Source organism: Hyphomonas sp. ske169, assembly GCF_056850855.1.
On the sequence record NZ_CP096146.1, the window covers coordinates 2,254,031 to 2,272,138 of the forward strand.

At 56.9% G+C, this 18,108-nt stretch carries 19 protein-coding genes; 9 read left to right on the forward strand and 10 right to left on the reverse strand.

Annotation, left to right across the window (positions count from 1 at the left end; translation table 11 throughout):
- Positions 1 to 25 precede the first annotated feature (25 nt).
- The 4 genes from MY069_RS10990 to MY069_RS11005 all read right to left on the reverse strand — a co-directional run bounded on the left by MY069_RS10990 (position 26) and on the right by MY069_RS11005 (position 4,230).
- Positions 26 to 1,333: a UDP-glucose dehydrogenase family protein gene (locus MY069_RS10990; RefSeq protein WP_482793830.1), complete on the reverse strand. Its 1,308-nt coding sequence runs from the start codon at positions 1,331 to 1,333 to the stop codon at positions 26 to 28.
- An 88-nt stretch (positions 1,334 to 1,421) separates the two neighbouring features.
- Positions 1,422 to 2,366, reverse strand: a complete 945-nt coding sequence (gene truB / locus MY069_RS10995) for a tRNA pseudouridine(55) synthase TruB (protein WP_482793831.1) — start codon at positions 2,364 to 2,366, stop codon at positions 1,422 to 1,424.
- A gap of 39 nt (positions 2,367 to 2,405) precedes the next feature.
- Positions 2,406 to 3,083 (reverse strand): DUF1013 domain-containing protein, encoded by a 678-nt coding sequence (locus MY069_RS11000; protein WP_482793832.1) that lies wholly within the window; start codon positions 3,081 to 3,083, stop codon positions 2,406 to 2,408.
- A gap of 163 nt (positions 3,084 to 3,246) precedes the next feature.
- A complete protein-coding gene (locus tag MY069_RS11005) occupies positions 3,247 to 4,230 on the reverse strand; it encodes an NAD(P)H-quinone oxidoreductase (protein ID WP_482793833.1) in 984 nt (327 codons plus the stop codon).
- Positions 4,231 to 4,301: 71 nt separating this feature from the next.
- Between MY069_RS11005 and MY069_RS11010 the strand changes: the two genes are divergently transcribed.
- Positions 4,302 to 4,478 carry a DUF1192 domain-containing protein gene (locus MY069_RS11010; RefSeq protein WP_482793834.1) on the forward strand — a complete coding sequence of 59 codons (177 nt, stop codon included), beginning with the start codon at positions 4,302 to 4,304 and terminating at the stop codon, positions 4,476 to 4,478.
- 65 nt (positions 4,479 to 4,543) lie between these two features.
- Positions 4,544 to 5,089 carry a DUF1465 family protein gene (locus MY069_RS11015; RefSeq protein WP_482793835.1) on the forward strand — a complete coding sequence of 182 codons (546 nt, stop codon included), beginning with the start codon at positions 4,544 to 4,546 and terminating at the stop codon, positions 5,087 to 5,089.
- Here the strand turns inward: MY069_RS11015 and MY069_RS11020 are convergent.
- Positions 5,086 to 5,544: a winged helix-turn-helix transcriptional regulator gene (locus MY069_RS11020; RefSeq protein ID WP_482793836.1), complete on the reverse strand. Its 459-nt coding sequence runs from the start codon at positions 5,542 to 5,544 to the stop codon at positions 5,086 to 5,088. The genes MY069_RS11015 and MY069_RS11020 overlap by 4 nt on opposite strands.
- A gap of 136 nt (positions 5,545 to 5,680) precedes the next feature.
- On the opposite strand from MY069_RS11020, the gene mdh reads away from it, so the two are divergent.
- From mdh to MY069_RS11045, 5 genes are all read left to right on the forward strand, one after another.
- The gene (gene mdh, locus MY069_RS11025; protein ID WP_482793837.1) at positions 5,681 to 6,643 is read left to right on the forward strand and encodes a malate dehydrogenase; all 963 of its coding nucleotides are present in this window, start codon (positions 5,681 to 5,683) and stop codon (positions 6,641 to 6,643) included.
- A 58-nt stretch (positions 6,644 to 6,701) separates the two neighbouring features.
- The gene (locus MY069_RS11030; protein ID WP_482793838.1) at positions 6,702 to 7,244 is read left to right on the forward strand and encodes a GNAT family N-acetyltransferase; all 543 of its coding nucleotides are present in this window, start codon (positions 6,702 to 6,704) and stop codon (positions 7,242 to 7,244) included.
- 108 nt (positions 7,245 to 7,352) lie between these two features.
- Positions 7,353 to 7,946, forward strand: a complete 594-nt coding sequence (locus MY069_RS11035; RefSeq protein WP_482793839.1) for a redoxin domain-containing protein — start codon at positions 7,353 to 7,355, stop codon at positions 7,944 to 7,946.
- A 246-nt stretch (positions 7,947 to 8,192) separates the two neighbouring features.
- Positions 8,193 to 9,614, forward strand: coding sequence for a M28 family peptidase (locus tag MY069_RS11040; protein ID WP_482793840.1), 1,422 nt, complete (start codon positions 8,193 to 8,195; stop codon positions 9,612 to 9,614).
- Complete coding sequence (locus MY069_RS11045; protein ID WP_482793841.1) at positions 9,611 to 10,120, forward strand: hypothetical protein; 510 nt, start codon at positions 9,611 to 9,613, stop codon at positions 10,118 to 10,120. Before MY069_RS11040 ends, MY069_RS11045 begins: the two co-directional genes overlap by 4 nt.
- Positions 10,121 to 10,175: 55 nt before the next feature.
- On the opposite strand, the gene rpsP is transcribed toward MY069_RS11045, so the two are convergent.
- The 4 genes from rpsP to MY069_RS11065 all read right to left on the reverse strand — a co-directional run bounded on the left by rpsP (position 10,176) and on the right by MY069_RS11065 (position 13,397).
- Entirely contained in the window at positions 10,176 to 10,706 is a 531-nt protein-coding gene (rpsP, locus tag MY069_RS11050; protein WP_482793842.1) for a 30S ribosomal protein S16, read from the reverse strand.
- 164 nt (positions 10,707 to 10,870) lie between these two features.
- Positions 10,871 to 11,161 carry a chorismate mutase gene (locus MY069_RS11055; protein ID WP_482793843.1) on the reverse strand — a complete coding sequence of 97 codons (291 nt, stop codon included), beginning with the start codon at positions 11,159 to 11,161 and terminating at the stop codon, positions 10,871 to 10,873.
- Entirely contained in the window at positions 11,158 to 12,615 is a 1,458-nt protein-coding gene (ffh, locus tag MY069_RS11060; RefSeq protein ID WP_482793844.1) for a signal recognition particle protein, read from the reverse strand. The genes MY069_RS11055 and ffh overlap by 4 nt, the downstream gene beginning before the upstream one ends.
- Positions 12,616 to 12,806: 191 nt before the next feature.
- On the reverse strand, positions 12,807 to 13,397 hold the full coding sequence (locus MY069_RS11065) for a GNAT family N-acetyltransferase (RefSeq protein WP_482793845.1): 591 nt from the start codon (positions 13,395 to 13,397) through the stop codon (positions 12,807 to 12,809).
- A 345-nt stretch (positions 13,398 to 13,742) separates the two neighbouring features.
- Between MY069_RS11065 and MY069_RS11070 the strand changes: the two genes are divergently transcribed.
- Complete coding sequence (locus MY069_RS11070) at positions 13,743 to 14,636, forward strand: hydrogen peroxide-inducible genes activator (RefSeq protein WP_482793846.1); 894 nt, start codon at positions 13,743 to 13,745, stop codon at positions 14,634 to 14,636.
- Here the strand turns inward: MY069_RS11070 and MY069_RS11075 are convergent.
- A complete protein-coding gene (locus MY069_RS11075) occupies positions 14,633 to 15,976 on the reverse strand; it encodes a dicarboxylate/amino acid:cation symporter (RefSeq protein WP_482793847.1) in 1,344 nt (447 codons plus the stop codon). The genes MY069_RS11070 and MY069_RS11075 overlap by 4 nt on opposite strands.
- 86 nt (positions 15,977 to 16,062) lie before the next feature.
- Between MY069_RS11075 and MY069_RS11080 the strand changes: the two genes are divergently transcribed.
- Positions 16,063 to 18,108, forward strand: a complete 2,046-nt coding sequence (locus MY069_RS11080) for an ArnT family glycosyltransferase (RefSeq protein WP_482793848.1) — start codon at positions 16,063 to 16,065, stop codon at positions 18,106 to 18,108.

The following is an 18,108-nucleotide window of genomic DNA, read 5'->3' on the forward strand; positions in this document are numbered from 1 at the left end:
CTCAGCCTCCAAAGCCTCTTAGCAATTAGTCAGGGCGTCCGATTGAGGTGTATGAGAACCCGCGTTTGGACATGTCTTCAGGTGCGTAAATGTTGCGCAAGTCGACAACAACATCGCCGTTCAAGGATGCCTTGATTCGCGCTAAATCCAGCGCCCGGAACTGATCCCATTCGGTTAGGATCACCATCGCATCGGCGCCATCGACCGCAGCATAAGCATTGTCGGCATAGTCGATACCATCCAGCAAGTGTTTGGCCTCTTCCATCGCTTCTGGATCGAAAGCTTTGATCTTGGCGCCCGCCTCGACCAGTGCTGGAATAATATCCAGGCTTGGCGCGTCGCGCATATCATCAGTGTTCTGCTTAAAGGCGAGGCCCAACACGCCGATCGTTTTCCCGGAAACATCGCCGCCCATGGCTTTGATGATTTTGCCCGCCATGGCTTTTTTCCGCGAAGCGTTGACCTCAACCACCGTGTCGACAATGCGGACGGGCGAGTTGTGATCGTTCGCCGTCTTGGTCAAAGCCAGCGTGTCTTTCGGGAAGCAAGAGCCGCCATAGCCGGGGCCTGCATTCAAGAATTTTTTACCAATCCGCCCATCGAGACCGATGCCGCGCGAGACTTCTTGGACATTGGCGCCAACCGCTTCGCACAGATCCGCCATTTCATTGATGAAAGTGATCTTCACAGCCAGGAACGCATTCGCCGCATATTTGATCAGTTCAGAGGTCCGGCGCGCGGTAAACACGATCGGGGTCTGATTGAGGAAGAGCGGACGATAGAGCTCTTCCATCACTTCTTTGGCGCGATCGTCTTCAGTGCCGACCACGACGCGATCAGGGATCTTAAAGTCTTTGATCGCCGCGCCTTCGCGCAAGAATTCTGGGTTAGAGACAACAGCGAAATCGGCATTGGGGTTTTTCTTACGGATAATTTCTTCGACTTCGTCGCCGGTGCCGACAGGAACTGTAGATTTGGTCACAACAACCGTGAATCCAGTCATCAGCTCAGCAATCTCTTCGGCGGCGGCATAGACATAAGACAAGTCCGCATGGCCATCGCCGCGACGTGACGGCGTGCCCACCGCGATAAAGACAGCATCCGCATCGGCGATCGCGTCTTTGGCTTCGGTGGTGAAGAAGAGACGTTCTTCTTTGACGTTGCTTTCAACCAGATCATCGAGACCCGGCTCATAAATCGGCATAATGTTTTGATGCAAACGGTCGATCTTGCTGGCATCCTTATCGACGCACGTCACAACGTGTCCGAAATCAGCAAAACAGGCCCCACTTACCAGGCCGACATAGCCCGTCCCGATCATCGCTACACGCATACTAAACCCTCACAATTTGTGCCGACTCGCGCTCAGCCGGACAGGTGCATTTTTTGACTGACGCGGTCAAGCCTAGCCGTCAGCCTGGTTAGAGTTGAAAAACTTTTCGAGGTTGGAACCGTCCGGCCCGAACTTCGCCTAAGGCAACGGCTTGTTGATCCGTCATTGCGAGCGCCAAGCGATCATCAGACTCGAGATCGGCTTCGGCACGCCATTGTTCAATAATGTGCGGCAGCAGCACCACTTCGCGCCCTAGCTTCAGCGCATCGGCATCGCCGCGATCAATCTCAATCTTCGGTATATCATCCAAGATTGTCTCGAGCGGTTTCAGCGTCGCGATCAGCGCCTCTTTGTCTTCGGCCAGGGCTTCGAGGTCTGCGAGTTTAATACTGGACGGTTCGTCTAAAGCGCCAACCCGGGTACGGCGCAGCGCGCTGACATGGCCTTCGGTGCCTAACATGGCGGCAAGATCGCGGGCCATGGCGCGCACATAAAACCCTTTGCCCGAAACGACCCGCAGCGTCGCATGATCCGGATCAGGAGTGTCGACGAGCTCGGCTTCATAGACGGTGACTTGCCGGGACGGGATCTCAAACTCTTCACCGTCGCGCACCAAATCATAAGCGCGTGCGCCTTGGATTTTGATGGCGGAGTATTTTGGCGGTACTTGCTCGATGTCGCCGACAAAGCTCGGCAATGCCGCCTCGATCTGGTCGCGACTTGGACGAACATCAGACGAGGCAATGACCTCGCCTTCTTTGTCTTGGCTGGCGGTTGAGGTGCCCCACTCAATCGTGAAGACGTATTCCTTATCGCAATCCATCGCCCATTGGGCCGTCTTGGTCGCTTCCCCGAATGCAATCGGTAGAATGCCATCGGCAAGCGGATCAAGCGTACCGCCATGACCAGCCTTTTGGGCATTATAGAGGCGTTTTAAAATGCCGACGACTTGCGTTGATGTGACCTCTACAGGCTTATCAATCGCGAGCCAGCCATGCACTGGATCGCCTTTACGTTTTCTTTGGCGTCCCATCAGGGTCTCCACGCATTCTAGCTGCGGAAAGGGGCGTTCTTAGTCTTTGAACGCGCTGAAGACGTCGTCAGCGGACGGCTCGTCTGCGGCAGGTGCAACCGGCTCGCTGAAATCGACCGTTTGCTCAACCTCGTCCGCAGGTGCGAGACCTGGACCTTCCTCTTGCGCCGCGCGCTCAGCATCCATTTTCTTGCGCCGGCTCGAGGCTTTCATGATCACTTCGTCCAGCTCGATTTGAGAGCAGAGGCCAAGCGTCACCGGGTCGACCGGCTTGATGTTCTGGCTGTTCCAATGGGTCTTGTCGCGCACATTGGTGATCGTCGCTTTGGTCGTTCCGATCAGTTTCGAGATTTGCGGATCGGTCACCTCAGGGTGATTGCGGATGAACCAAGCGATGGCGTCTGGCTTATCGCCGCGGCGGGCGACTGGCGTGTAACGCGCGCCTTTACGCTTTGGTTGCGGGATATGAGCAATCTTAGAAGGCGCTGTTTTCAGACGGTAATCAGGATCTTCTTCGCCCTTTTGGATTTCTTCGCGGGTGAGCTCGCCGCCAGAGATGGGATCAACACCGCGCATATTTTCAGCGACATCGCCGTCGGCAATGCCTTTGACCTCAAGGTGGTGCAGACCGCAGAGATCAGCAATCTGATCAAAGGTCAGTGTAGTATTGTCGATCAACCAGACCGCGGTTGCCTTGGGCATCAAAATATCGGCCATGGAAAGCTCCTTGAAATGGGCGCCAGAAATGCAGCCGCCCGAGACTCGGGTCTCGGGCGGTCAGGTTTCAGGCGAGAAATTACCTAACCCTCTGCCTATAGCGGGATACGGACGATTTTGAAACCCTAACTCTGCTGCGATTCGTCAATTCTGCTGGTGCGCCCTAGCTGTTCTGGCGCGACAGCAAGATTTTTCCGATATGACCGCCTTTCGCCATATGCGCTTGCGCCGCTTCGGCTTGATCGAAAGGGTAGGTTGTATCGATCACGGGCTTGATCCCGCCGGTCAGCACAGCGGGCCAGAAACCCGCCAGGATCGCATCACGGATGCGCTGCTTATCCGCATTCGGGCGCGCGCGCAGCGTGGTTCCCGTGAGAACGAGCCGTTTCAACATAAGCGGCATCAAGTTCACTTGCACCTGGGAGCCTTGCATATAGGCGATATTGACGATCCGCCCGCCAACCTTGGCTGCGGAGATATTCTTCTGAACATAATCGCCGCCAACCATATCCAGGATGATATCGGCGCCGCCAGCATCCCGCACTACCTGCTCAAAGTCTTCGTCGCGATAATTGATCGCGATATCGGCGCCGAGCGCTTTGGCTCTCTCGCATTTTTCAGCGCTGCCCGCGGTGATCATGATCTTCGAAGCGCCGGCGGTTTTCAGCATTTGGATCGCCATCGTGCCGATGCCGCTGGTGCCGCCGTGGATCAGGACCGCTTCACCGGATTTGAACTGGCAGCGGTCGAAAATATTCGCCCAAACCGTCATCATCACTTCTGGAAGGGCTCCGGCTTCGTCAAAGCTCATGCCGTCTGGGATCTTGAACAAAGAGCCTTGGTCGACGATTGCGAATTCCGCATAGCCGCCGCCGGCCATCAACCCGCAGACGCGGTCGCCAATCGACCAGCTCGAAACATCTGATCCAATCGCGACGATCGTGCCAGCACATTCCAGCCCCATAATCTCTGATGCGCCGGGTGGCGGCGGATACAGCCCGCGTCTTTGGACCAGATCGGCCCGATTCAATCCGGCGGTGACAATTTCGACCAAAACATCATTCGGGCCGCAACTGGGCTTTTCAACGTCGCCCAGCTTGAGCGGTTGATCCTCTTCAACCACCACAGCCCACATCTTCTCGCCCATTTGACACTCCTGTTTGTTTTCGTCTTCTTGCCTACATAGAGGTGAGCCAACCAAGTGGGAAAGAGCAAACCATGTTTGAAGATGAGCCAATCCCAGAAAAGAAACTCGATTTAGAGCGTCTTTCTGTCGAAGAATTACAAGAGCGGATCGAGGAATTGCAGGCCGAAATCGCTGCCTGCGAAGCCGAACTCAATAAAAAGCAGTCACATAAATCTGCAGCTGATGCGCTTTTTGGCGCGAGTGATTAAGGTCTTCTAAGGAAGCGCCGGGGTAGAGTCCGCGCGTATGTGTCATTTCTGGAAGTTGCTTGAGCATGGTTGATCAATCAAAGTCTCCGCCGTCAGAGCTCACTGATCTGTCTTTCACGGATGGAAAAGTGTTTGAAAAAGTCTTTGTCGACGGCATGGCTTTGGTCGAGGAAACCGCGTCTTACCTGGACGGTCCGGGCCGCAAACTATCATCGACTTTGCCGCGTGAGGCCAGCCTCACCTATGCCGCTTGGAGTATGGAACTGACTACGCGCCTAATGCAGGCGGCGAGTTGGCTGGTCATGCAGAAGGCTGTTCGGGATGGGGATATGCATCCGAATGATGCGATGCAGACCAAATATCGAATCAGCCGTGAAGACCCTGCTCTAGACGCCAGTGCCCAGCGCGGCCGCGGACTTCCTGATGTGTTCCTCGACCTGGTTGAACGGTCTGAGAACCTGTTTGAGCGGATTTGCCGCCTCGATCAGGCCTTGTATGGGCGCGGCGTGCTGGAAAGCGGCAGCCCGGTTGGAGACCAGCTGGCACAATTGCAGAAAGCGGCTGAGACCGGCGCCTTCGATCCACTCCGCGTTTGGGGCAAAGCCCGCTAGCGCCGCAGCGAAACCCGCGTCTGCGACATTGGCGTTTCACGCCCATCTTCATCCACAAAAGCAGGCCGGACTTTTTGGCGGCTTTTGGCGTGCGTAAATGTGATCGGTGGGACAGCGCCATCGCTGGCAAACTCGTCACCCCATTGGGTGAGCGCCATGAGCACCGGCCGCAAGCCTTCGCCCGCTTCTGTCAAAACATATTCCGGACGGGCGCGTTTGCCGTCTTCCTTATAAGCGCGTTTTTCGAGCACGCCATTGTCCACGAGTTTAGATAAACGGCCCGATAGTACGGTCCGCGGAATGCCCAATTCCTTTTGAAAATCGTCGAAACGGCGCACGCCAAAAAGAGAGGCTCGTAAGATGAGCAATGTCCATCGATCGCCAATCATTTCGATGGCTTTCGCCAAATGGCAGGCGTCGAGCGGGACAGGAGATTTTCGCGCACGAGGTATCATTAGCCCTCTGTTGTCCGATTTCGCGCTTCAAATCCAGCCCAAAATTTGCCCCTGCGACCAAGGTTACATTGCGCGAGTGACTTGGCTCGGCTAGGGGAAGCGCCAAATGGTTCAATTTCTATAGGAGGCCCGAAGGATGGCTCGCAAGAAGATCGCTCTAATTGGTTCAGGCATGATTGGGGGCACTTTGGCTCACGTCGCAGCACGTGAGGAGCTCGGCGACGTCGTTCTGTTCGACATCGCAGAAGGTTTGCCGCAAGGCAAAGCGCTCGATCTGGCAGAATCAACGCCGGTCTATGGCAGCTCTGTCGACCTGAAAGGCGCCAATGCGTATGAAGATATCGCCGGTGCGGACGTTTGTATCGTCACCGCCGGTGTGCCGCGTAAGCCTGGCATGAGCCGTGATGATCTTCTTGGGATCAATCTGAAAGTCATGAAAGCAGTTGGTGAAGGCATTAAAGCCCACGCCCCGAACGCTTTCGTGATCTGTATTACCAACCCGCTCGACGCGATGGTTTGGGCGCTTCAGCAATTCTCTGGTCTACCGACCAATAAAGTCGTTGGCATGGCGGGCGTGCTCGATTCCAGCCGTTTTGCCTACTTCTTGTCAGAAGCGACCGGCGTTTCCGTCGCTGATATTCATGCTTGGACGCTGGCTGGGCATGGCGACTCAATGGTGCCAATGGTGCGCCATTCTACGGTTGGCGGTCTGCCGCTGACTGAATTGGTCAAACAAGGCTGGATGAGCCAAGAAAAACTGGATGCCATCGTAGACCGCACCCGGAAAGGCGGCGGCGAGATCGTTGCGCTCCTGAAAACCGGTTCGGCTTATTATGCGCCAGCTGAATCAGCGATTGCGATGGCCAAGTCTTATCTAAAAGACCAAAAACGCGTCCTGCCGTCTGCGGCTTGGTGTGATGGCGAATATGGTTTGGATGGCATGTATGTCGGTGTTCCAACGCTGATTGGCGGGAATGGCGCGGAGAAAATCGTAGAGTTCGATTTCAATGATACCGAACGCGACATGTTCATGACCTCTGTGGCCGCTGTGAAAGGCCTGGTTGAGGATTGTAAAAAGCTTGAGCCTGCTCTGGCTTAGGCTTGACCTGAAATCAAATTGCAGAAACCCTTCGCTGTCTTCAGCGGAGGGTTTTTTAGTGCGCGAAGGACCAATTCTCGAAACAGATCGCCTCATACTGAGGCCGCCTCAAAAGGAAGACTTTGACCCTTGGGTGGCCTTCCACGCCGATGCGGACGTGATGAAATATTTAGGCGGCGTACAAGGCCCGGAGCTCACCTGGCGTTCTGTGTGTGCGATGACTGGGGCTTGGACGATTGAAGGGTTTTCGATGTTCTCGATCATCGAAAAAGCCACAGGCAATTGGATTGGACGGCTCGGTCCTTGGCGCCCGAACGGCTGGCCAGGTACTGAAATTGGTTGGGGGCTCGCGCGATCCGCTTGGGGAAATGGTTATGCGACCGAAGGCGCGACGGCGGCGATGGACTATGCGGTCGATCATCTTGGCTGGACCGAAATCATTCATACAATCTTGCCCGAAAACACCGGATCGGTTCGTGTCGCCGAGAGACTCGGCAGCCGATATTTACGAAAAGCGCCGACTCCGCCGCCTTTCGAAGGCATGATGTGGGATGTCTATGGCCAAAGCGCGGATGAGTGGCGCGCCCGCCGACAGGCCTAATTCCTAGACCAGGTCACACATGCATCACACCGCTGTGAGCCCCCTATCCACGGGCGCGTTGGCCCTGTAAGGACAACGGCAAGATGGACTAAAAGGAGGGTCGCTTTGATGTTTCGATCTTTAATCGCAGCGTCGGCACTCATGATGACAGGGGCTGCCGCATTTGCGGATAATACCGGCGTCGAGACCAGCAACATGATTTGCGTCGAAGCTGGCACAACAGCCCCAACCGTGGCAGCGGTGACGGCGGCGGGCGATGCTGTCGATCTCGCGACGATCACGGGCGAAAACGGCGCGGTGTTGGTGTTCAGCCGCTCGCTCGATTGGTGCCCTTATTGCAAAGCCCAAGCTTTGGAGCTTGAAACCGTGAAGGCGGATCTCGAAGCGGTTGGCTGGTCTTTGAACCTGATCACTTATGACGCGCCAGAAACGCTAGCAGAATTCGCAGCCGATAAATCGCTGTCCTACACCTTCCTGTCTGACACAGGATCGGCGACGATTGATGCATTTGGTCTGCGCAACACCGACGTTGCGGCTGGCAGCCGTTTCGATGGCATCCCCCACCCAGCGATTGTCTATATTCGGGCAAATGGCGAAGTGGCCGGGGTCCAAAAAGAAGAGGGCTACAAAGATCGCCCGCCAACCGAGGGTATTCCGCAATTGGTATCCCTCATCAATCAGGGCGCACCTGTCGCCCCATAATTATACGATAATGGCATAACAGAATGCCGAAAATGAGCTCTGTCCGGTTGCGGGCCAAAGACCCACCTTGTTTGCGTTGCAAATAATGGAGGCATCTTTGGCCCGCACGCTTTTACACTTAGACGCATCTGCCCGGTCTGAAGGATCGGTCAGCCGCACTCGCGGCCTAATCTGACGCGCCTATTAACTCTGGACGCTGTTGCAAATCCAATTAATCTCTCCCTCAAGACTTGGGAGAGATTAACGATGATCAAACGCATGATTGCGGCGAGTGTAGCAACTTGCGCCTTGCCACTTACCGGAATGGCGCAAGAAGCTGCGGAGCTGTCTCCCGAGATCGCCGAGACAGTTGGCTTCCTTATCGAACAAGCCGAATTTGACGATGTCGGCCTGGCCTTTGTCGAAGATCTGACCACTGAAGTTGGTCAGCGTTTGGCCGGGTCAGACGCCGAGGCGCGTGCCCGCGATTGGGCAGTCGCTGAGCTGACCGAGTTGCAGTTTGACCAAGTCCGGATCGAACCTTTTGAGATCCCATTTTGGTCGCGAAAATCAGAATCAGTCGCGGTCCTCTCACCCAGCCCCCAACCTTTGGTCGCGACCGCGCTCGGCGGATCTGCGGCAACTCCGAAAGGTGGGGTCGCGGGACAAGTCGTGCGCTTCGAAAGCCTTGCAGATTTGCAATCGGCTCCGATCTCAAAAGTCGATGGCAAAATCGTCTTCATTGACGAGACGATGATCAAATCCATGGATGGTTCTGGCTATGGCATGGCGGTGCGCAAACGCAGCCAATGTGCAGAAGCCGCCTCTAGCAAAGGCGCGCTTGCTTGCTTGATCCGCTCAGTAGGAACCCAGCCCCATCGCATGCCCCATACCGGCATCATGGCGCGCGACGGGGCGGAAGGCGCAGGGCCGGTTGCTGCGGTCTCGGGTCCAGATGCAGATCAGCTGACCCGCCTTTTGGAACGCGGCCCGGTGACGGTGTCTGTGAACATCCAAACCGAGATTAAAACCAATGCCCCCTCCGGCAATGTCATTGCAGAGATAACCGGAACCGATCTTGCCGATGAGATCGTATTGATCGGATGTCATTTAGACAGTTGGGATCTAGGCACTGGCGCGCTGGATGATGGCGCAGGCTGCGGCATTGTCGTTGGTGCGGCCATGTTGATCGCGGACCTGCCTGAGCGTCCTCGGCGGACCATTCGCGTTGTGCTCTATGGCGCCGAAGAGGTCGGCCTGTTCGGCGCGACGGCGTATGCACGTGAGCATGGCGATGATCTCGATAAACATATCTTGGCAGCAGAAAGCGATTTCGGCGCGGGGCCTATCTGGCGCTTTCAAACGCGCTTTGGCGAGGCGGCGTTGCCCTATGCGCGCACGCTTCAAAACTTGCTGATGCCGCTGGGCGTGACACCAGGCGACAATCGCGCCTCTGGCGGACCAGATATTGGCATCTTGGCGCGCGCTGGGGTTCCCGTTGTCACGCCCGGTCAGAACGGGATGGACTATTTCGACTATCACCACACACCGGATGATACGTTTGACAAGATTGACCCGGCTGAGTTTCGCCAGAACGTCGCGGTCTATGCCGCCTTTACCTATATCGCGGCTGAAACCGGCTGGGACTTCCGCAAACAGCCCGAGCTCGAGGCGTCTGGCACCGAATGACCCCAGAAACCGCGCTTTGTGAGACGGTCGAGTTCACGGCGCAGCGGCTCGAACTCTATGTAACGCAGCAGGTCGAGGACCCGTGGATGGTCACGGGCGGAGTTTTGATGGCACAACAAGCCGCTGCGATCGCTTTGCGCGCGGCGGGCGACTCTATTCCAGGCCAAGCGGGCGCGACCGAGCTTCTATTGCGCGCGGCGTCGAAAGATCGATTGCCAGCGCCGTTTACGCTGCCCTTTGGCATGGCAGCGCGGCAGAGTTTTGATCGGCTGGTTGAGGCGCGGAACAATTTTATGCATCCGCGCGGCGCGTTGTGGCATCTCAGTCAAGATACATTGGTGCGCGGCTTACCGATCGCGGCGCGCGTGGTTCGGCATTTGATCTTAACCCAGCCGGTCTTGGATGATCTAGTCACCCCCGCGCAACAAGCCCAGCTCAAGACTGCGCTCGGCGATATCGAAACCGGGGCGGAGTTTTTGCAGAGCGCCGACGAAGCAGCCCAATAAAAAACCCCGACCACAAGGATCGGGGGTCTCTACTATTCGTATCGAAGCGTGGATCTTATTCAGACTTCTCTTCTTCAGCAGCCGCTTCTTCGGCTGGAGCTTCTTCCGTAGGTGCCTCTTCAGCAGGGGCTTCTGCTTCGGCTGCTTCAGCTTCAGCTTTCGCCGCTTTTGCAGCTTCTTTTTCAGCTTTGGCAGCAGCCTTAGCTTCTTTCTCGGCTTCTTTGCGAGCGGCTTCTTTTTCAGCCTTCTCTTCGATGCGCTCTTTCGCTTTCGCGCCGGGCTCACCTTTTTGCGGGTTGTTGCTGGCGGTCCAGCCATAGACCGGCGCTTTTTCGCCTTCGAGTGTGATTTGGCTCAGGAAGCGGGCAACGCGATCGGTTGGCTTGGCGCCTTTCTTGATCCAGTCAGCAGCTTTCTGGCCGTCGATTTTGACACGGCTTTCGCTGTCTTTTGGCAGACGCGGATCATAGGTGCCGATCTTCTCAATGAAGCGGCCGTCGCGCGGCATGCGGCTGTCAGCAACGACAACACTATAGAAAGGGCGTTTTTTGGACCCGCCGCGGGCGAGTCGGATCTTGAGGGCCATGGTTTACTCCTAGAATTTGGGCATCTCTTTAGGTTTGTTCGTCCCGTTGATCCCTGCGCAGGCAGGGATCCATGGCCAGGCATTTGCCAAAAGCGCATGGGGAAATTCGGGGCCATGGACACCTGCCTTCGCAGGTGTCGCCGGTAGGGTTGGGGAAGAAAACACTATTTCTCCTCCCGCAATTTTTCGTGGTGGCGGATGACTTCCGCGACGATGAAATTCAAAAACTTTTCAGCAAAAACCGGGTCGAGCCCGCTCTCTTGAGCGAGCTTTTGCAGGCGCTCAATCTGACGCGCTTCCCGCGCTTTATCAGAGGGCGGCATGTCATTCTCAGCTTTCAGCTTGCCCACGGCTTGAGTGACTTTAAATCGCTCTGCCAATGTGTGCAGCAGGATGGCATCGAGATTGTCGATACTGGCGCGGTATTGGGTGAGTTGGTCGACAGGAGAGTTCATTTTTTAGCCCCCCCGAGCCCAGGAATATTTGGCAAGCCGCCTGCGCCAGGCATCCCGCCGGGCATCGCTGCGCCGCCGCCCATTTTGGCGAGATCGGCAGGTGAGACACCCGCTTGGCCCATCATATTCATCATGCCCTTCATGCCGCCTTTGGACATCTTCTTCATCATCCCGGCCATCTGCTTATGCATTTTCAGGACACGATTGACGTCTTGGACGGTGACGCCAGCGCCAGCAGCAATCCGTTTGCGGCGCGAGGCATTGAGGAGAGCAGGTTTGGCGCGCTCTTTCTTGGTCATTGAGGAAATGATCGCCGCCTGGCGCAGAATGACCTTGTCATCCATGCCGGAGGCATCGAGCGCTTGTTTGGCTTTCTTAGCGCCTGGCAAAAGCCCCATAATGCCGCCTAGACCGCCCATTTTCTGCATTTGCTGAAGCTGCTGAGCCAGGTCGTCCAGATCGAACTGCCCCTTGGCCATTTTCTTGGCCATCTTCTCAGCTTTTTCGGCGTCCATCTGGTCGCCAGCTTTTTCAACCAGCGAGACAATGTCGCCTTGGCCAAGAATTCGACCTGCCAGGCGTTTGGCATCAAACGCATCGAGTCCATCCAGCTTTTCACCGGTACCGAGGAATTTGATCGGAAGGCCCGTGACCGCGCGCATGGACAGCGCCGCACCGCCGCGGCCATCACCATCCATCCGGGTGAGGATCAAGCCGGTCAGCGGCAGGCGCTCGTGGAACCGGCTGGCGGTCTCCACCGCATCTTGTCCGGTCAGCGAGTCGGCGACCAGAAGCGTTTCATTCGGCGTCGCGATTTTGGCGATCTCGCTCGCCTCAGCCATCATCTGTTCGTCGATTGAGGTCCGGCCGGCGGTATCGAGGAAGACGACATCATAGCCGCCGAGCTTGGCGGCTTGCAGGGCGCGCCGGGCAATCTCTGCCGGGCTTTGGCCTTCGATAATTGGGAGCGAGGAGACGTTCTCACCGCACTGATCGGCCAAAATGGCAAGCTGTTCCATCGCCGCTGGACGGCGCGTATCGAGCGAGGCGAGGAGGACCTTTTTCTTGTCGCGATCAGCGAGGCGCTTGGCGAGTTTCCCGGTTGTGGTCGTTTTACCTGAGCCCTGCAGACCTGCCATCATCACGACGGCTGGCGGATTGTCGACGCGTAGGCCGGTTTCAGCCTCGTCGCCGCCAAGGAGGTCAATGAGCCCATCATGAACGATTTTAACGACTTGCTGGCCGGGCTTTACTGAACGGATGACGTCTTCGCCGACGGCTTTGTCTTTGATCGAGCTGATAAAGTCTTTGACGACGGGCAGGGCGACGTCGGCTTCGAGCAGCGCCACGCGAATTTCGCGCAGGGCAGCGGTCACGTCTTTCTCGGTCAGCGCACCGCGCCCGAGCAATCCGTCAAATACCCCGCCTAGGCGGTCTGTTAGCGCGTCAAACATCGCGTCACTCCTTTTGCCGATCTGGTTCCACAGAACAGATAAGCGCTCTCATCGCCAACACAAAGCAGTAGCGCCCCACTGAGCGAGCCTTCGCCGAGTGGGGGACATCGCCGGGCTCAAGTCCCGGTCAACGCGCACGTACTGTCAGTGCGGTGATTGTTGCGCGCGTAAAGCACGGGTGAGGCTAAGAATCAAGCCTCAGACTCTGCCATGATCAAATCGAGGCGCCGGATCGCTTCTTTCGCTTCGTCCCGGACCATGGACAGGACGACGACATTGACCCATTCGCCCGCCGCAAATTTCTCATATTGGCGCAAGACCCCTTCTTGAATCGCGCCGAGCGATTGAATGGCGCGGATGGCCCGCGTGTTCGGTTCTTCGACAAACCACTCAATACGTTTGGCGCCCCATTCGAGCGCCCGCTCGATCAACAGCTTTTGCGTCGCTGCATAAATGCCCCGGCCGCGCAAATGCGGCTCCAGCCATGTATAGCCTAAGCGGACCCGGCGATGCATCTTGTTGGGATTGACCAGCGCCGTGACGCCGACAAATCGGTCCTCATCATTCGGGTCGAGCAGGGCGAATGCATACATCTCACCCGTTTCCGCTTGGCGCTGCACATGATCATAATAGGCATCAAATCCGGCACCGCGCTGGATCGCCGGTAAGGATGACCACATATGCTCAGCGGTATCGCTCGATCGTAAGGCCTCGCGAAACTGTTCGTCCAATTGCGCGAGTTTGATCAGGTCGTTTTGAAGGCCAGGTGCTGTAAGGTCCATGAGTGCATAGCATGCCTGTATGGGTGGGCTTAGCAAGTCAAAACTTAGTCACGTGGTTTTGTAATCGGCCTGTTAAGGCGTTGGTCCTGCCGGAGAACCTTGTAAGGGGGAGGGAAAGGGTCCGGCAGGACCGCGCTTTCCGGCGGCATGAGGGATTGGGGATCGGTAGCCACCGGTGCGATTTTGAGCGAGGCGAAAACTGTCCTCGTGATGGGAATGAAATGGCGTTTTGGAGGACTTATTCAAGCGGCCCAGGAACGTTTTTCAATCAACTAAGTGTGAACATAGGGCAGGCGGTGCTGTTTGGATAATTGATAATTCGAGTTGATGAGATAGAAAGAACCTATGCATCTTCCAACGCTCCGCCAACTCGAATTCTTGTGTGCTGTTGCCGACAATGGGTCTTTTTCAAAGGCGGCTGAGGCCTGTCACGTGACCCAGCCCACTTTGTCTGCCGCAATCAAAGAGATTGAGGGCCTGTTGAACGTTCAACTGATCGAACGGGAAGCTCGCGGCGCGTCTTTAACTCAAGCCGGTACGGCGGCGGTGGAACGGGCGCGGAGCATCTTGTCAGACACTGCAGATCTCGTCTCCGCGGCGCAGCAAGCCGGTGCGCCTTTGAGTGGTGCGTTCCGATTGGGGGCCATTCCAACCATCGCGCCCTTCCTACTGCCGAAGACTTTGAAAGCGCTGCGCGCGGCGCATCCGAGTTTGAAACTCTATTTACGCGAAGACCAGACCGATCGATTGCTCGAGGCTTTGCGGGCCCGAAAGCTTGACGCCGCTTTAATTGCCTTGCCTTGGGAGGCTTCTGGGGTCGAGACGATGGATCTCGGGGAAGACGAATTTCTGCTGGTGGCGCCGACGGGACATGACCTGGCTGAACGCAGCGACCTGAAATCTTCCGATCTATTGGACGAAGACATCTTGCTCTTAGAAGACGGCCATTGTTTGCGCGATCATGCGCTGTCGATTTGTCGTCTTCCTAGCAAACGGGACGGCGCCGACGTCACCGCAACGAGCCTCCCGACCTTGGTGCATATGGTGGCTGGCGGACTTGGCGTGTCTTTATTGCCAAGGCTCGCGATTGATGCCGGTGTGACGTCTGGGGCCGATGTTGAATTGCAGGCCTTTGAGACACCCTTGATTGGACGCCGGATCGGCATTGCGTGGCGCACCGGGTCGCCGCGCGCCGCTGAAGCAAAGATGATCGGTGAGATTGTCCGCGGCGCGATCTAAGCCAGTTGCGCGGGTTCCCGGTCATCAATGTGAGCGGACAGATTATCCGCGGCGCGGAAGACGTCCTCATCCAACTCGCCTTCCCACTTTGCCACTGCTGTCGCGACGGCCGTATCGCCAGTGACATTGGTCAGCGTTCGCATCATGTCGAGGAGGCGATCAAAGGGTAGAATGAAGCCAATGATCAAAAAGGCTTGTTCTTCCGGGATGCCGACTTGCGCGAGTGCGAGCCCTGATAGGAACAGTCCAGCACTTGGAATACCAGCGGCGCCAATCGAAACCAAAGTCGCCATGACTGCGACCAGGACATATTGCGTGAGCGAGACTTCAACGCCCATGGCCTGAGCGCCAAACAGGGCGACCATGCCGATATAGATGGCGGTGCCATCCATATTGATGGTTGCGCCGAGGGGCAGAACAGAGCCCGCCACAGCCTTATCAATCCCAAGATTTTCTTCCGCGCAGGTGATGGTCACAGGCAATGTGGCTGACGAACTCGCAGTCGAATAGGCCACCGCTTGCGCATCCGTGATGCCCCGCATGAACGGGATGAACGGCAAACCCAACACGCCTTTGATAATGATCCCGCCATAGGTCACGAGGATATGGATAGCGCAGGCCAAATAGAGCGCGATGGCGAGGGTTCCGAGGCTCTGCAACACGCCAAGGCCTTGGGTCGCCATCACCGTTGCCATCAGAGCAAACACGCCAATCGGTGCCGTTTCCATGACAATGATGGTGACTTTCATCATCGCTTCTGAGGCGCCATCGAACCATTTCGCGACCGGCTCGCCGATCTTACCCGCCATCAAAATGCCGACACCGAACATGATGGCGAAGAAAATGATTTGTAAGATATTGCCAGTGGCCAGCGCCTGCACCGGATTGGTCGGAACAATGGCTAGTAATCGGTCGACAATGCCGCCCGCTTGCGCGGCGCTTTCGGCCACCGATTGCATTCGGCTTGTATCCGCCCCTGCGAACGTTTCAGGCGAAAGACTAGCGCCCGGCTGAAAAATCGTCGCCATAATCAGGCCCAGCGTCACCGCGATCGCTGTGGTGAAGAAATAGGTGGCGATCGTTCGGACCCCGAGGCTGCCAAGCCGTTTCGGGTCGCCCATCGCGATGATGCCCGAGACGAGCGTGAAGAAGATCAAAGGCACGATCAGCATTCGGATCAGACGCAGGAACAGATCTCCTGCCCAACTGATCCAGTCTTGGGCAAAAGCGCCGCCCGCTTCTGCGCCCATGCCGTATCTTAGCCCGAGGCCACACGCGAGCCCGAGAATGAGCGCACCGATGACGCGCTTCCACAGATCAATCTTGAACCACCAGGACATGCCCACTCCCATTTTTCCACATTTCGAGGACGCTAGTCCGCATTGCTAATCTATTCAACGGCGAAGGCTCAGGATAAGAGCGAGCTATGAATATGCTTGATCGTCTTTCGTCCGGTTGGAAAGCTTGGATTCTGCTGTTTGCGATTACGCTGACGGCGGCCGCGCCGGGTGTGTTTAACATGCCTGCCTTGGATCGCGACGAGAGCCGGTTCGCGCAAGCGTCTAAGCAATATATCGAAACCGGCGACTATCTGATCATTCGCTATCAGGACGAGTACCGGAACAAAAAACCGGCGGGCATTCATTGGCTGCAGGCCGGTGCGACCCAGGTTCTAGGCGACGAAGACAAGCTCGATATTTGGACCTATCGCGTGCCGAGCTGGATTGGCGCGGCGCTGGCAACTTTGGCGACCTTCTGGTGCGGGATGGTGCTGATTGGACGGCGGGCTGCGTTTTTAGGAGCAGCCCTGTTTGGCGCCACGCTGTTGCTGACCAGTGAAGCCCATATTTCCAAAACCGATGGCATGCTGGTCTTTCTCACGACCTGGGGAATTGGCGCGCTAGCGCGGCTCTATATGGGGCAGGCTGAGAACCCCAAGCGTATCGCGCTGATATTCTGGTTCGCCATGGGCTGCGGCTTGCTGATCAAAGGCCCTGTCACGCCAATGGTCGCTGCTTATGCCGGGTTTGGGGCGTGGGTCTGGGCAAAGGCTGGCGAAGGCAAAGGCGGCGACTGGTGGCGCCCTCTGATCTGGTGGCCAGGTCCGGTTCTGGCTGCTGCGATGTTCCTGCCTTGGTTGATCGCTATCCAATTCGCAACCGATGGCACCTTCTTAGAAGGCGCGATCGGGAAAGACCTAAAGGACAAATTTGCCGGAGCCTCAGAAGGGCATGCTGGCTGGCCGCTCTACCATTTGAGCCATATCCCGGTTTGGTTCTTCCCGGCTGTCTTGTTGCTCGTCCCGGGCATGGTGCTGGCTTGGAAACATTTGCGAGGATCGAGTGATCTAGCTCGCAAGCGAGGCACCGATGCGATTTTCTTTGTCTTGGCATTGGGGGCGTTAACAACGCTCGTCACTTGGATCGTGCCTGGCGAGATCGGCAATGGCGCGCCGTCTGCCTTTGCGGGCCTGATCATTGCGGGATTTTGGTGGCTCAGCACGCGGCCTGAATGGCAGACGCGTTGGTCGATGGCAGAGGCCGCCCCCGTCACCGAGGAGATCCGGGCGATCCGGTTCCTGGTCGCTTGGGCGCTGCTCACAACCATCTTCTTTGAGCTGATGCCGACGCGGCTCAGCCACTATATTCTACCGGCCTATCCAGCCATCGGTCTGCTCTGCGGCTGGGCGGGGGTAAAAATGGTCGAAGGCGCAGGGCTGCCTGTGTCGAAATGGATGAGCTTTGCGATCTATGCGTTTGGCGGCGCTCTTTTGCTATTCGTCAGCTCGCCCTGGGCGGCGCGCCTGATCAAGACGGAAGCGGCAGGTGATTTCAAAACCGTGTCGCCGGAACTCGTGATCGAGCAATGGGCGGCTTATGCAAACTTCCCGCTTTGGCTATGGGGGCTTGGGGCGGCAGCTCTGATCGCGTCTTTGGTTGCGGTCTTTGTCCGCAAAATCGGGGTCGCAGCCGCTTTTGGCGTTTTGGTGAGCCTATTCTTGGGCTGGCACGCGCGGACGTTTGTCCTGCCAACCCAGCTCTGGGCGCAACCAACCGAAAGCGCCCGTCTGGCGCTGCAAGATGTTTGCGGGGTTCCGAGCGAGACGTGTGAGACCGGCTGGACCAGCCCCGAGCGCGTTTTGGCGGTCGGTTATGCCGAGCCCTCCTATGTGATGACATTCGGGACACAGAACCTGCACCCCCCAGAAACGCCTTTGACCCTTCCTGCGGATGAGAGCGCGTATCCTGTGGTCTATTTGATCAATTTAGAGGGGCGCGGCAGCCCAGCGCGCCGTTGCGAGGCTTTGGGTGATGACTGCATCCCGCCCGCAGCGCAAATTCGAGACGATTTGCTCGAGCAGGCGAATGGCACATCTCTATGTGTCCAGGAATCAGACCCGGTCTACGCGCTCAACTATTCGAACGGCGACCCAGTGCATTTTGTCGCCTACCGGTTCGACGCTGACTGCTAG

Coding starts and splice junctions, on each gene's coding strand:
- MY069_RS10990 (WP_482793830.1), bottom strand. CDS start 1,333: ATGCGTGTAGCGATGATCGGGACGGGCTATGTCGGCCTGGTAAGTGGG.
- truB (WP_482793831.1), bottom strand. CDS start 2,366: ATGGGACGCCAAAGAAAACGTAAAGGCGATCCAGTGCATGGCTGGCTC.
- MY069_RS11000 (WP_482793832.1), bottom strand. CDS start 3,083: ATGGCCGATATTTTGATGCCCAAGGCAACCGCGGTCTGGTTGATCGAC.
- MY069_RS11005 (WP_482793833.1), bottom strand. CDS start 4,230: ATGGGCGAGAAGATGTGGGCTGTGGTGGTTGAAGAGGATCAACCGCTC.
- MY069_RS11010 (WP_482793834.1), top strand. CDS start 4,302: ATGTTTGAAGATGAGCCAATCCCAGAAAAGAAACTCGATTTAGAGCGT.
- MY069_RS11015 (WP_482793835.1), top strand. CDS start 4,544: ATGGTTGATCAATCAAAGTCTCCGCCGTCAGAGCTCACTGATCTGTCT.
- MY069_RS11020 (WP_482793836.1), bottom strand. CDS start 5,544: ATGATACCTCGTGCGCGAAAATCTCCTGTCCCGCTCGACGCCTGCCAT.
- mdh (WP_482793837.1), top strand. CDS start 5,681: ATGGCTCGCAAGAAGATCGCTCTAATTGGTTCAGGCATGATTGGGGGC.
- MY069_RS11035 (WP_482793839.1), top strand. CDS start 7,353: ATGTTTCGATCTTTAATCGCAGCGTCGGCACTCATGATGACAGGGGCT.
- MY069_RS11040 (WP_482793840.1), top strand. CDS start 8,193: ATGATCAAACGCATGATTGCGGCGAGTGTAGCAACTTGCGCCTTGCCA.
- MY069_RS11045 (WP_482793841.1), top strand. CDS start 9,611: ATGACCCCAGAAACCGCGCTTTGTGAGACGGTCGAGTTCACGGCGCAG.
- rpsP (WP_482793842.1), bottom strand. CDS start 10,706: ATGGCCCTCAAGATCCGACTCGCCCGCGGCGGGTCCAAAAAACGCCCT.
- MY069_RS11055 (WP_482793843.1), bottom strand. CDS start 11,161: ATGAACTCTCCTGTCGACCAACTCACCCAATACCGCGCCAGTATCGAC.
- ffh (WP_482793844.1), bottom strand. CDS start 12,615: ATGTTTGACGCGCTAACAGACCGCCTAGGCGGGGTATTTGACGGATTG.
- MY069_RS11065 (WP_482793845.1), bottom strand. CDS start 13,397: ATGGACCTTACAGCACCTGGCCTTCAAAACGACCTGATCAAACTCGCG.
- MY069_RS11070 (WP_482793846.1), top strand. CDS start 13,743: ATGCATCTTCCAACGCTCCGCCAACTCGAATTCTTGTGTGCTGTTGCC.
- MY069_RS11075 (WP_482793847.1), bottom strand. CDS start 15,976: ATGTCCTGGTGGTTCAAGATTGATCTGTGGAAGCGCGTCATCGGTGCG.
- MY069_RS11080 (WP_482793848.1), top strand. CDS start 16,063: ATGAATATGCTTGATCGTCTTTCGTCCGGTTGGAAAGCTTGGATTCTG.